This is a genomic window from Aurantiacibacter zhengii, from assembly GCF_003584125.1.
GTDB lineage: Bacteria > Pseudomonadota > Alphaproteobacteria > Sphingomonadales > Sphingomonadaceae > Alteraurantiacibacter > Alteraurantiacibacter zhengii.
In genome coordinates this window covers 61,132-74,129 of sequence record NZ_QXFL01000001.1, presented here as the reverse complement: position 1 = coordinate 74,129, position 12,998 = coordinate 61,132, and the positions used below count along the sequence as shown (strand labels likewise).

Annotated in this window: 14 protein-coding genes; all 14 read right to left on the bottom strand. The window is 61.9% G+C overall.

Annotated features, from left to right (window positions below):
• From nuoN to D2V07_RS00285, 14 genes are read right to left on the bottom strand one after another with little or no spacing between them, the layout of a single operon-like run.
• The gene (nuoN, locus tag D2V07_RS00345; RefSeq protein WP_119584042.1) at window positions 1-1,464 is read right to left on the bottom strand and encodes an NADH-quinone oxidoreductase subunit NuoN; all 1,464 of its coding nucleotides are present in this window, start codon (window positions 1,462-1,464) and stop codon (window positions 1-3) included.
• Window positions 1,464-2,996 (bottom strand): NADH-quinone oxidoreductase subunit M, encoded by a 1,533-nt coding sequence (locus tag D2V07_RS00340; protein WP_119584041.1) that lies wholly within the window; start codon window positions 2,994-2,996, stop codon window positions 1,464-1,466. The genes nuoN and D2V07_RS00340 overlap by 1 nt, the downstream gene beginning before the upstream one ends.
• A complete protein-coding gene (gene nuoL / locus D2V07_RS00335; protein ID WP_119584040.1) occupies window positions 2,996-5,053 on the bottom strand; it encodes an NADH-quinone oxidoreductase subunit L in 2,058 nt (685 codons plus the stop codon). Before nuoL ends, D2V07_RS00340 begins: the two co-directional genes overlap by 1 nt.
• 3 nt (window positions 5,054-5,056) lie before the next feature.
• Complete coding sequence (gene nuoK, locus D2V07_RS00330) at window positions 5,057-5,362, bottom strand: NADH-quinone oxidoreductase subunit NuoK (RefSeq protein ID WP_119584039.1); 306 nt, start codon at window positions 5,360-5,362, stop codon at window positions 5,057-5,059.
• Window positions 5,359-5,976 carry an NADH-quinone oxidoreductase subunit J gene (locus D2V07_RS00325; RefSeq protein ID WP_267899729.1) on the bottom strand — a complete coding sequence of 206 codons (618 nt, stop codon included), beginning with the start codon at window positions 5,974-5,976 and terminating at the stop codon, window positions 5,359-5,361. The genes nuoK and D2V07_RS00325 overlap by 4 nt, the downstream gene beginning before the upstream one ends.
• 43 nt (window positions 5,977-6,019) lie before the next feature.
• Window positions 6,020-6,505, bottom strand: a complete 486-nt coding sequence (gene nuoI, locus D2V07_RS00320) for an NADH-quinone oxidoreductase subunit NuoI (RefSeq protein ID WP_119584038.1) — start codon at window positions 6,503-6,505, stop codon at window positions 6,020-6,022.
• Entirely contained in the window at window positions 6,502-7,635 is a 1,134-nt protein-coding gene (nuoH, locus tag D2V07_RS00315; protein WP_119584037.1) for an NADH-quinone oxidoreductase subunit NuoH, read from the bottom strand. Before nuoH ends, nuoI begins: the two co-directional genes overlap by 4 nt.
• Window positions 7,632-9,620, bottom strand: a complete 1,989-nt coding sequence (gene nuoG, locus D2V07_RS00310; RefSeq protein WP_119584036.1) for an NADH-quinone oxidoreductase subunit NuoG — start codon at window positions 9,618-9,620, stop codon at window positions 7,632-7,634. Before nuoG ends, nuoH begins: the two co-directional genes overlap by 4 nt.
• Window positions 9,620-10,363, bottom strand: a complete 744-nt coding sequence (locus D2V07_RS00305) for a hypothetical protein (RefSeq protein WP_119584035.1) — start codon at window positions 10,361-10,363, stop codon at window positions 9,620-9,622. Before D2V07_RS00305 ends, nuoG begins: the two co-directional genes overlap by 1 nt.
• Window positions 10,360-11,652, bottom strand: coding sequence for an NADH-quinone oxidoreductase subunit NuoF (gene nuoF, locus D2V07_RS00300; protein WP_119584034.1), 1,293 nt, complete (start codon window positions 11,650-11,652; stop codon window positions 10,360-10,362). Before nuoF ends, D2V07_RS00305 begins: the two co-directional genes overlap by 4 nt.
• Window positions 11,642-11,842 (bottom strand): hypothetical protein, encoded by a 201-nt coding sequence (locus D2V07_RS00295; RefSeq protein ID WP_119584033.1) that lies wholly within the window; start codon window positions 11,840-11,842, stop codon window positions 11,642-11,644. Before D2V07_RS00295 ends, nuoF begins: the two co-directional genes overlap by 11 nt.
• Window positions 11,839-11,991, bottom strand: coding sequence for a hypothetical protein (locus D2V07_RS18650; RefSeq protein WP_199698726.1), 153 nt, complete (start codon window positions 11,989-11,991; stop codon window positions 11,839-11,841). The genes D2V07_RS00295 and D2V07_RS18650 overlap by 4 nt, the downstream gene beginning before the upstream one ends.
• Window positions 11,988-12,656 (bottom strand): NADH-quinone oxidoreductase subunit NuoE, encoded by a 669-nt coding sequence (gene nuoE / locus D2V07_RS00290; protein ID WP_119584032.1) that lies wholly within the window; start codon window positions 12,654-12,656, stop codon window positions 11,988-11,990. Before nuoE ends, D2V07_RS18650 begins: the two co-directional genes overlap by 4 nt.
• Window positions 12,643-12,831 carry a hypothetical protein gene (locus tag D2V07_RS00285; RefSeq protein WP_119584031.1) on the bottom strand — a complete coding sequence of 63 codons (189 nt, stop codon included), beginning with the start codon at window positions 12,829-12,831 and terminating at the stop codon, window positions 12,643-12,645. The genes nuoE and D2V07_RS00285 overlap by 14 nt, the downstream gene beginning before the upstream one ends.
• Window positions 12,832-12,998 lie beyond the last annotated feature (167 nt).

The following is a 12,998-nucleotide window of genomic DNA, read 5'->3' as shown; positions in this document are numbered from 1 at the left end:
TCAGAACGCGACGGCGAGCGAGGCCGCAGCCATGTCCGCCAGGTTGCCAAGCGGCCCGATCAGCAGATAGCCGAGCGGCGAGATCAACAGCGCACAAATGGCCAGCAGGACCCAGTGCGGCGTATCGCTCTTGCCGGTAACCGTGTTCACCGCCTCATCGAAGAACATGACCTTCACGATCTTGATGTAGTAGAACGCGCCGATAACCGAGGCAGCGATACCGATCGCGGCCAGTGCGATGAGGTCTGCCTCCACCGCCGCCTGGAACACCACGAACTTGCCCCAGAAGCCGAACAGCGGCGGAATACCCGCAAGGCTGAACATCAGCGCCATCAGGCACCAGGCCAGCGCCGGGCGAGTGGTGGAAAGACCGGCGAGATCGGAAATGCTCTCAACCTGGTCTCCGTTGCCATCGCGCATCAGCAGAACGGCGACGAAGCTACCGATGGTCATGACCACATAAATCGCGAGATAGACCATCATCGCGCTCGCACCCGCCAGCGTACCGGTGGCGAGACCAATCAGAATGAAACCGACGTTGTTGATAGAGGAATAGGCAAGCAGCCGCTTCACATTCTGCTGGCCGATTGCGCCCAGGGCGCCGATCACGATCGACAGCAGCGCGGCAAAGATCACGATCTGCTGCCAGGCCAGCGACTGGCTGCCGAAGGCCTCCAGTGAAACGCGGGCCAGAAGGGCAATCGCGGCGACCTTGGGCGCGCTGGCGAAGAACATCGTTACCGGCGTGGGCGCGCCTTCGTACACGTCGGGCGTCCACATGTGGAACGGCGCGGCGCTGATCTTGAAGGCAAGGCCAGCCAGAACGAAGGTAAGGCCAAACAGCTGACCGGTTGAAAGACCATCCGCCACGGCGATGGCAATCCCGCCAAAGTTGGTCGTTCCGGCAAAGCCGTAGGTCAGGCTCATGCCGAACAACAGGATGCCAGATGCAAGGCCGCCCAGCACGAAGTACTTGAGGCCGGCTTCGGCGCTGCGTTCATCATCGCGCAGGATGGCGGCGAGCACGTAGGCGGAGAGCGAGTTGAGCTCCAGACCGATATAGAGCGTGATGAGATCCGCGGCGGAGACCATGATGCTCATGCCCAGCGCTGCGAACAGCACCAGGATCGGGAACTCGGCCCGCATCGCACCAGCCCGGCCAAAGAAACGCGGCGCGACGACCAGGGCAGCGCCCGACGCGGCGAAGATCATCAGCTTGGCCAGACCGGCGAAGGCGTCGGCGCGGAATTGTCCGCCGAACGCCACCGTGTCAGGCCCTGCGGCACCGGTGCAGACCGAGGGCGCAACAAGCGCGAATGCTCCGCCAAGAACCACGGCCGCGGCGATGGAGATGAAGCGGGCACTCTTGTCACCGCTCCACGCGGCAACCAGCAAGAGGACGAGACCCGATACGGATACGAGGATCTCGGGCGCAAGCAGCGCGAGGGAGGTCGAATATTCCATTAGTGTGCCCCCCCTTCGGCGTGCTCTTCTTCGGTAGGAGCACCCTCTCCGATGGAAAGCTGCGCATCGCCTTCGGGCGCGGCAGCGGCAAGGCGGGCGTCGAGCACTTCGATATCGGCACGCATGGGAGCAAGGAAACTTTCCGGGTAGATACCCATCCACAGAACCGCCGCGGCGATCGGGCCAAGCAGCAGGTACTCGCGAATCGTCAGGTCGGGCATGGCCGCAGCGTCGGCGTTCTTCTGCTCACCGAAGATGATACGACGGTAGAGGTAGAGCATGTATGCAGCGCCGAGGATGATGCCGGTGGTGCATACGAAGGCAACCCAGCTGTTGGCCTGGTAGATACCGGCCAGCGCGAGGAACTCGCCCACGAAGTTGCTGGTTCCGGGCAAGCCCACAGCCGCCATCGTGAACAGCATGAACAGAACCGCATAGGCGGGCATGTTGATCGCGAGCCCGCCGTACCGCGAGATTTCGCGCGTATGCAGGCGATCGTAGATAATGCCGACGCACAGGAACAGAGCGCCCGAAACCAGGCCGTGGCCCAGCATCACCATCATGGCGCCCTCAAGGCCTTGCACGTTGAACGCGAACAGGCCCACGGTCACGATGGCCATGTGCGCGACAGAGGAATAAGCAATCAGCTTCTTCATGTCGGCCTGCACCAGCGCGATCAGGCTGGTGACTACCACGGCAACCATCGACAGGCCCCAGACCAGCCAACCGAAATCGGCACTGGCATCCGGGAACATCGGCAGGCTGAAACGGATGAAGCCGTATCCGCCCAGTTTCAGCAGCACGCCTGCAAGGATCACGGAGCCTGCCGTGGGAGCCTGAACGTGGGCGTCGGGCAACCAGGTGTGAACGGGCCACATCGGCATCTTCACCGCGAAGCTGGCGAAGAATGCGAGCCATAGCCAGGTCTGCGCCTCCACCGGGAAGTCGTATTCCATCAGGTACGGAATGTACGTGGTGCCCGCAGCGTTCACCATCCACAGCATCGCGATCAGCATCAGCACCGAGCCGAGCAGCGTGTAGAGGAAGAACTTGTAGGCCGCGTAGATGCGGTTCTGCCCGCCCCACACGCCGATGATCAGGTACATCGGGATCAGGCCGGCTTCGAAGAAAATGTAGAACAGGAAGATATCCTGCGCGGCGAACACGCCGATCATCAGAACTTCCATCAGCAGGAAGGCGGCCATGTATTCGCCCACCCGCTTGGTGATGGCTTCCCAGCTCGCCCCGATACAGATCGGCATCAGGAACACGCTGAGCATGATGAGCATCAGGGCAATGCCATCGATGCCCAGTGCGTAGGCGAAGCCATCGAACAGCTCGCTGTATTCGGTGAACTGCCACTGCGCGCCGCCGATATCGTAATTCGCCCACAGAACAACGCCCAGTGCGAGGTTGATGAGCGTCGCCGCCAGTGCGACCATGCGCGCGGGCTTGGCATCCAGGAACAGGCAGGCAATGGCGCCGACCAGCGGCACCGCCAGCATGACGGAGAGGATAGGGAAGCCGCCCATCAGAACAGCACCCAGGTGATAGCGGCGACAAGGCCTAGCAGCATGATCAGGGCGTAACTCGTAAGATAACCGGACTGGACGCTCTTCGCGATGCCACTGCCACGCTCGACCACCCAGGCAATGCCGTTGGGGCCGAAGCGGTCAATCGTGCCCTCGTCGCCCTTCTTCCAGAAGAAGCGGCCGAGCCAGAAGGCGGGCTTCACGAAAATGAGATTGTAAAGCTCGTCGAAGTACCACTTGTTGAAGACGAAGTTGTAGATCGGGCCAAGCTGCTCGGTCGTCTGGCGCGGCAGGTCCGTACGACGGATATAAGCGAGCCAGGCAAGGAACAGGCCGATCAGCATCACGACAAGCGCAGTGTACTTCACCCACTTCGGAACCTCGTGCATCGCGTGCATCAGTTCGGTGTTGTAGGCGATCGAACCGTTCCAGAAATCGGCGCTTTCCAGGAACGAGCCGGCAAAGAACTGGCCAGCGAAAATCGCGCCCAGCGACAGCACGGCCAACGGCACGAGCATCGTCCACGGACTTTCATGCGGATGATAGCCGCCGGTTCCGTCACCGTGGGCCGGATCGGGAACGGCATGCGTCACATCGTGGCCGGAGTCTTCCTGCGCGGCGGGGTTGTGTTCGTGCGGCTCGTCATGTCCGTGGTGGACGGCATGCTGGATATGCTCGCTCTCGATCCAGCGCGGCTTGCCCCAGAACGTGAGGAACATCAGGCGCCAGCTGTAGAAGCTGGTGAGCAGCGCGGCAAAGGCACCCACCCAGAAGGCGCCTGTGCCATGTCCGCCTGCGGCATAGGACACTTCGAGGATCGCATCCTTCGACCAGAACCCGGCAAAGCCGACATGCAGGTCGTAGATACCAAGCCCGGTAATCGCGAGCGTGCCGAACATCATCGCCCAGAAGGTGAAAGGTATGCTCTTCCGCAGGCCGCCGTAGTAGCGCATGTCCTGCTCGTGGTGCATAGCGTGGATCACCGAGCCGGCACCAAGGAACAGCAGCGCCTTGAAAAAGGCGTGCGTGAACAGGTGGAACATGGCCGCGCCATAGGCGCCGACACCAGCGGCAAAGAACATGTACCCCAGCTGCGAACAGGTGGAATAGGCGATCACGCGCTTGATGTCCCACTGCGTCGTGCCGATGGTGGCAGCGAACAGGCAGGTGGCTGCGCCGACAATCGTGACCACGGCAAGCGCGGCGGGCGCAGCTTCGAACATCGGTGAAAGGCGGCAGACCATGAACACGCCCGCCGTCACCATGGTGGCGGCGTGGATCAGCGCGGAAACCGGCGTCGGCCCTTCCATCGCATCCGGCAGCCAGGTGTGCAGGCCGAGCTGCGCAGACTTGCCCATCGCGCCCACGAACAGCAGCAAACACAGGATCGTCATCGTATCCCAGCGCGCGCCCATGAAGGTGATGGTGCTGCCCTGCATGGCAGGTGCGGCTTCGAGGATTTCGGGGATGCTCGTGGTCTGGAACACGAGGAAAGTGCCGAAGATGCCGAGCATGAAACCAAGGTCGCCCACACGGTTTACGACGAAGGCCTTGATAGCAGCGGCGCTGGCGCTGGGTTTCTTGTACCAGAACCCGATCAGCAGGTAGCTGGCGAGGCCCACGCCTTCCCAGCCAAAGAACATCTGGACCAGGTTGTTCGCGGTCACCAGCATCAGCATGGCGAAGGTGAACAGCGAAAGGTAGGCGAAGAACCGGCTCTGGTCCGGATCTTCGTCCATGTAGCCCCAGCTGTAGAGGTGGACGAGCGCGGAGACGCTGGTGATCACTACCAGCATGACCGCCGTCAGCGTATCCACGCGCAGCGCCCAGTCGAAGGTCATTGCGCCCGACTGCACCCAGGTCATTACCGGGATAACGCCCGCCTCGGCAGTGCCGGCGATGAACGACAGGAAGATCGGCCAGCTCAGGCCGCACGCCAGGAACAGGCCAGCGGTGGTCACGAGCTTGGCAGCGGTGTGGCCCAGCCACTTGCCGCCCAGCCCTGCGATAATCGCGGCCAGCAGCGGCGCGAAGACGATGATCAGGATATAGTTCAAGGTCTATCCCTTCATCCGGTTGACGTCGTCCACCGCGATGGTGCCGCGCGAACGGAAGTAAACTACGAGAATGGCCAGCCCGATGGCAGCTTCCGCCGCCGCCACGGTGAGAACGAACATGGCGAAAACCTGCCCCGTCAGGTCACCCAGGTAAGCGCTGAAGGCCACCAGGTTCAGGTTCACCGACAGCAGGATCAGTTCGATCGCCATCAGGATGATGATGATGTTCTTCCGGTTGAGGAAGATACCGAGCACGCCGAGCACGAACAGGATCGAGCTCACCACGACATAATGTTCGATGCCGATCACAGCTCTACCCCCTTGCCCACTTCGGGGCTGACATTGTTCGTCGCTTCCTTCGGATTGCGCGCGTTCTGCTTGGCGATGTTCTGGTGACCGCGCGGATTCGTCGGCGCGCGGTGCGTCAGCACAATGGCGCCGATCATGGCGACCAGCAGGATGATGCCCGCGCTCTCGAACAGGAACAGGTAATTGCCGTAAAGGAGCGCGCCCAGGCTTTCGATATTGCTTTCACCCACCAGCGGCGCGGCGCTGCCATCTGGCGTGCCCAGGTCCAGCGCACCGGCGCGATAGGCACCCACGCCCAGCACCAGTTCCGCCAAGAGGATCACCGCAATGGCGACGCCCAGCGGCGCGTTTTTCATGAAGCCCGCGCGCATTTCGGCAAAATCGATGTTCAGCATCATCACGACGAACAGGAACAGCACCGCGACCGCGCCCACGTAGACGACGACCAGCAGCATCGCGAGGAATTCTGCCCCCACGATGACCATCAGGCCCGCCGCGTTGAAGAAGGCCAGGATCAGCCAGAGCACGGAGTGCACCGGGTTGCGCGCAAAGATGGTGAGCGCCCCGGAGGCGATCATCAGCGCGGCAAACAGATAGAAAGCGAAGACGGTCAAAGTCAGCCCCTGGGTTTAGCTCGTGGCGAGTCTTGCGGCGCGGTTAGCGGTAGGGCGCGTCGGCTTCAAGGTTCGCGGCAATCGCGCGCTCCCACTTGTCCCCGTTCGCCAGCAGTTTTGCCTTGTCATAAAGCAGTTCCTCGCGCGTTTCGGTCGCGTATTCGAAGTTCGGCCCTTCCACCACCGCATCCACCGGACAGGCTTCCTGGCAGAAACCGCAGTAGATGCACTTGGTCATGTCGATGTCGTAGCGCGTCGTGCGGCGGCTGCCGTCCGAACGCGGCTCGCTCTCGATGGTGATCGCCTGCGCCGGGCACACAGCCTCGCACAGCTTGCAGGCGATGCAGCGTTCTTCCCCGTTGGGATAGCGGCGCAGCGCATGCTCTCCGCGGAAGCGCGGCGAAAGCGGGTTCTTCTCGAACGGGTAGTTGATCGTCACCTTGGGCTTGAAGAAGTACTTCAGCGTGAGAGCGTGCGCTTTCACGAACTCCCACAGGGTGAACGACTTTATGAGGTGGGCGACGGTCATGGGAGATTTCCTTCAGGACCGCACAGGACGGTCCCATCGGTTGTGACGGTGCCTGCAGTCGATGCGGGCACGCAGTCGTATTCGGGCTCGTCATACCTCGTCAGCATCAGCCATCCGGAGATGAGGACGACGAAAATCAGGCTCATCGGCAGGAAAACTTTCCAGCCAAGCCGCATCAGCTGGTCGTAGCGGTAGCGCGGCACGGTCGCCATCACCCAGCTGAACATGAAGAAGAAGAAGAACGTCTTCAGCAGGAACCAGATGATGCCCGGGACCCAGTAGAGCGGAGCCCAGTCCACCGGCGGCAGCCAGCCACCGAAGAACAGCAGCGTGTTGAGGCTGCACATCAGCAAGATGTTGGCATATTCGCCCAGCCAGAACAGCGCGAAGGCCATGCTGGAATATTCGGTCTGGTATCCGGCGACGAGCTCGCTCTCCGCCTCGGTCAGGTCGAACGGCACGCGCTGCGTTTCCGCGAGGCTGGAGATGAAGAACACCACCCACATCGGGAACAGCAGCAGGTTGAAGTAATAGCCGTTCACGAAACCCAGGCCGTGGCCGCGCTGCGCCTCGACGATGGCCGAGAGGTTGAAGGTGCCCGCATAGAGCACAACGCAGACGAGGATGAAGCCGATCGAAACTTCGTACGAGATCATCTGTGCAGCGGCGCGCATGGCGGAGAAGAACGGATATTTCGAGTTCGACGCCCAGCCCGCCATCGTCACGCCGTAAACCGACAGCGACGAGATCGCGAGGATGTAGAGCAGGCCGACGTTGATGTCCGACAGCACCACGCCCGCGTCGAACGGAATCACCGCCCAGGCGAGCAACGCCACGGTGAAGGTGATGATTGGCGCAAGGATGAAAATTCCCTTGTTCGCCGCCGAGGGGATGATGGTTTCCTGCAGGAACACCTTCAGGCCGTCCGCAAAGCTTTGCAGGATGCCGAAGGGACCGACCACGTTCGGCCCGCGCCGCAGGTTGATCGCGGCCCAGATCTTGCGGTCGGTATAGATAATCAGCGCCACGGCCAGCATCAGCGGGAAGGCGATCAGCAGTACGCCGCAAAGCGAGGCGACGAAAAAAGCCCAGGTGGCATCCATACCGAGCGAGATGAAGAAGTCGGTCATTCCGCGGCCTCCATGATCTCGTCACCGTGGAGCAGTTCATCCGAACAGCGCTGCATAACCACGCTGGCGCGGGCGATTGCATTGGTGAGGTAGAAGTCCTTGATCGGGTAGCCGATCGTACCGCTCGCGCTGGAGCCATCGAACGATGCAGGCATCATGCCATAATCGGCCAGCCCTTCCTCGCCCAGCGCGGGTACTTCGGCGACCATCGCGGCGCGCAGTTCCTCGAAGTTGTCGAAACCGACTGTCACACCCAGCGCATCGGCCAGCGCGCGCAGGATCGTCCAGTCTTCGCGCGCATCGCCAGGAGCGAACACGGCCTTGTCGGACATCTGCACCCGGCCTTCCGTGTTGACGTAGGTACCGGCCTTCTCCGTGTAGGCAGCGGCAGGCAGGATAATGTCGGCCGCGTGCGCGCCCTTGTCACCGTGGTGCCCGATGAAGACCTTCAAGGCGCCATCGAACCGGCTCCAGTCCACTTCATCAGCGCCCAGCGCCAGCACCACCTTGGGCTTGGCGTCCGCGAGATCGGCAAGACCGCCCTTGCTGGCAAAGCCCAGCATCAGCGCACCCATGCGGGCCGCGGCGGTGTGGAGCGCGTTGAACGTCGCACCCAGCGAACTGGCAGCGGCCATGGCTGCACCATGGGCACCGGCAGCGAAACCGCCAGCGCCAAGAATTACCGCGCTGTTTTCGGCACCGTCGAAAGTATCGCGCACATGCTGCGGCAAGTTGCCCAGCACGCCTGCATCGTCGCCAAGGAACTCGGAAGGATAGGTGGTTTCCCACTCGGGACCGACAACGAACACCTTCGCCCCGCGCTTCACCGCCTTGCGCAGGCGCACGTTCACCAGCGGCGCTTCCCAGCGGATCTGGCTGCCGACGATCAGGATCGCCTGCGCTTCCTCGATACCGGCAAAGGTGCTGTTGAAATTCACCGCGGCGAGATTGGACACGTCGTAGTCCATCCCCGTCTGCCGGCTTTCCATCAGTGCCGAGCCACTGGCCTTCAGCAGCGCCTTGGCCGCGAACATCGTTTCGCAATCGACCAGGTCACCGGCAACGGCGGCAATGCTCTTGCCCGGCTTGGTCTTGGCGATTGTCTTGAAAGCCTCGTCCCAGTTCGCCTGCTCCAGCTTGCCTTTCCTGCGGATCCACACCTTGTCGAGACGGCGGCGAACCAGGCCGTCGACCTGATAGCGCGCCTTGTCGGAGATCCACTCTTCGTTCACGTCATCGTTGATGCGCGGAAGAACGCGCAAGACTTCGCGACCGCGGCTGTCGATACGGATGTTGGAGCCGACCGCATCGGACACGTCGATGCCCAGCGTCTTCTTCAGTTCCCACGGACGGCTTTCATAGGCATACGGACCACTCGTGAGCGCACCGACCGGGCACAGGTCGATCACGTTGGCGGAAAGCTCGTGCTTGGCTGCGTGCTCCAGATAGGTCGTGATCTGCATGTCCTCGCCGCGATAGAGCGCGCCGATTTCGTCCACCCCGGCGATCTCTTCGGAGAAGCGCACACAGCGGGTGCAGTGGATGCAGCGGGTCATGATCGTCTTGATCAGCGGGCCCATGTACTTCTCGGTAACCGCGCGCTTGTTCTCGTGATAGCGCGTGGCACCGCGGCCATAGGCCATGGCCTGGTCCTGCAGGTCGCATTCGCCGCCCTGGTCGCAGATCGGGCAATCCAGCGGGTGGTTGATCAGCAGGAATTCCATCACGCCTTCGCGCGCGGTTTTCACCATCTCGCTGTCCGTGCGGATTTCCTGCCCCTCGGTCGCGGGCAGCGCGCACGAAGCTTGCGGCTTGGGCGGCCCCGGCTTCACCTCGACGAGGCACATGCGGCAGTTGCCCGCAATGCTCAGGCGCTCATGATAGCAGAAACGCGGGATTTCCTTGCCAGCGAGCTCACAGGCTTGGAGGACGGTCGCGCCGTCCGGAACCTCGATTTCCTGTCCGTCTACTTTGACTTTGGGCATCAGCTTTCTTCCACTTGCGCAGCGCTGTAATGGCTGCGCGACCAGAGGCCATCCGCCACGATCTGGCGAATGAGCGACGTCTGGATGGTGAGTGTTTCATCGTCGGAATTGGCGCAGGCGGCAAGCACCGGGCCAAGTGCATCGACCGTCTCTGCCTCGGTGCCGCTACCGGGGCGGGCCTTCAGCATGGCATGAGCTTCTTCCGGAGCGTTATAGGTCAGGCAATCGGCAAGCCCGGCCATCGTGCTCACCTGCGGGTGAACGCGCATGCCGTCGAACCTGGCGGCCACGTCCTGCGGCGAAGCGCCCACTTGCGGCGGACCGTCGAAATCCTGCAGGTAAGCCTCTTCGGCAAGCAGGTTACGCAGGGTCGAATACTGGATCTGCATGTAGGTGTGGTAAGTGCGATTGTCGGCACCGCGCATCAGCCTGCCAATGCAGTAATTTACCTCGAGGTCATCGAAGAGGGTTTCGGGATCCTGGCCGAATTGCTCGAAATGGATCGAATAGAAATTGCTGTTCGCCAGAATCTCGCGGACCGCGTCCCTGTTCCGGTTGAATACGCAATTGGCCACGCGCTTCTGCATCCATCGCGCTTCTGCAGCGGTGGCGTTTTCAGGCGCACGTTCGAAACGGGTGCCGACCTGCATCCCGTTGTTGTTTTCCGCAGAGTCCTGCGCATGGGCGGGAAGCGCGAAAACGCCCGCCATGGTCGCAATCGTAAGGGTAAGAGTGCGGATCACTCGGCCGCCTCCGGCACGCTGTTCTCACGTTCGGCAATGCGGCGTTCGAGTTCGGGGCGGAAGTGGCGCAGCAGGCCCTGGATCGGCCATGCGGCCGCGTCGCCCAGCGCACAGATGGTATGACCCTCGACCTGCTTGGTGACTTCGTAAAGCATGTCGATTTCCCGCGGAGAGCTTTCGCCCACGCGCAGCCGCTCCATCACGCGCCACATCCAGCCCGTGCCTTCGCGGCATGGCGTGCACTGGCCGCAGCTTTCGTGCTTGTAGAAATAGCTGATGCGGCTGATGGCGCGCACGATGTCGGTGGACTTGTCCATCACGATCACGCCCGCTGTGCCGAGGCCGGAACCCAGTTCCTTCAGTCCGTCGAAGTCCATGTGCGCGTTGCGGATCTGCTCGCCGGGCACCAAAGGCACCGACGAACCGCCCGGTATCACCGCAAGCAGGTTGTCCCACCCGCCGCGAATACCGCCGCAGTGCTTCTCGATCAGCTCCTCGAAGGTGATGCTCATCGCTTCTTCGACGACACACGGATTGTTCACGTGGCCGCTGATCTGGAAGAGCTTGGTGCCCTTGTTGTTCTCGCGCCCGAAGCTGGCGAACCACGCGCCGCCGCGACGCAGGATGGTCGGCACCACGGCGATGCTCTCGACGTTGTTCACGGTGGTGGGGCAACCATAAAGACCCGCGCCTGCCGGGAACGGTGGCTTCAGGCGGGGTTGGCCCTTCTTGCCTTCGAGGCTCTCGATCATCGCGGTTTCTTCGCCGCAGATGTAGGCGCCCGCGCCGCGGTGCATGAACACGTCGAAATCGTAGCCGCTGCCACTGGCGTTCTTGCCGATCAGACCGGCGTCGTAAGCCTCATCGATGGCGGCCTGAAGCGTTTCCGCCTCACGGATGTATTCGCCGCGAATGTAGATGTAGGCCGCCCTCGCCCGCATGGCGAACCCGGCGACCAGCGCGCCTTCAATCAGCTTGTGCGGATCGTGGCGGATGATCTCGCGATCCTTGCACGAACCCGGCTCGGATTCGTCGGCATTGATGACGAGGAAGGACGGGCGACCGTCCTTGCTTTCCTTGGGCATGAAGGACCACTTCATCCCGGTGGGGAAGCCTGCACCACCGCGACCGCGCAGACCCGAGGCCTTGATCTCGTCGATGATCGAGTCGTGCCCCTTGGCAATCAGGTCCTTCGTATTGTCCCAGTCACCACGCTTTTGCGCGGCTTTCAGGCCCCAGTCCTGGAACCCGTAGACGTTCGTGAAGATGCGATCCTTGTCAGCCAGCATCTTTGTCTCCTGTCGGCGTTTTCGCCAGCAACAAGGCGAAGATCAGCAAGGACACTCCGCCAAAAATCATCAAACCGTCGCCCAGCCTGTCGATGCCGAGCCAGATCAGTACGCCGCCCACGATGAAGCCGAGGCTTCCTGCGGCAAGGCCCACGCGGGCAATCTGTCGAATGACGGGGTTGTCGATCATGCGCCCAACCCTCCGCCAAAGAAGACCCACGCCGCTACGGTCGCCAGGATCACCACCAGCGCAATGGTCTTGATGATGCCTTTCAGCACCTTCCAGGCAAAGGCGATCAGCACGACGGCGATCAGGATGGGGACGATCTGGTCGATCACCATTCGCTCCGGTAATCGTGGTTGGCGTCGACCATTTCCTTCAGCGTCGTCGGTCCACCGGCAGGCTCGCTGGTGTGGCGTCCCGGCTCCTGCGTGCCGGTCTTGGGCTGCTCGCCCGCAGCCAGCGCATCGAGGATCGTGTCGAGCCGTTCTGCAGTCAGGTCTTCGTAATTGTCGTCGTTGATCTGCACCATCGGCGCCGTGGCGCAGTTACCCATGCACTCGACTTCGGTGAACGACCACAGGCCATCGTCGGAAACATGGCCCTTCTTCATGCCGCGAGCCTTGCACGCCTCGATCAGGTCATCAGACCCGCGCAGCATGCACGGCGTGGTGCCACATACCTGTACGTGGAATTTGCCCACAGGTTCAAGGTTATACATCGTGTAGAAGGTGGCGACTTCCAGCACGCGGATCACCGGCATGTCGAGGTAGTCGGCGATGTACTCCATCACCGGCAGCGGCAGCCACCCTTGCGTCTGCGTTTCCTCGCCCACCTGGCGCTGAGCTAGGTCGAGCAATGGCATCACGGCGCTTTTCTGGCGGCCTTCGGGATATTTCCTGATGTGCCAGTCGGCCTTTTCACGGTTCGCATCCGTGAAAGTCCAGCCACCCCACCGCGCGCGCAGTTCGGGAGTGTCGGTTTCAATCTTACGAGCGGCCATGCGCCAGCCTCCGTTCCAGATAACGGCCCGCATAGAGACCGATCACCGCGGCAAAGGCGGTGGAAAGCACTTCCTTCAGCGATGCTTCGCCGTGAAACGCCGCAAGGTAGGCAGCGACCGCCGAAGCGAACGCCGCGAAAGCTGCGACAAAAATGAAGAGTTCGCGCAGGATCATAAGGCATCTCCCCGACCTGACGCCCCACTCGGCAAATTCGTCATACCTCGTTGATCGGCGCGCCAGATCGCGGCGTATGAGTAGATCGGATATGCGACAAACAGCAGGGGGATAACCAGCAATGCTAAAAGGGGGTTCGCATCCCTCAACGCATAAAACAGCCAAGG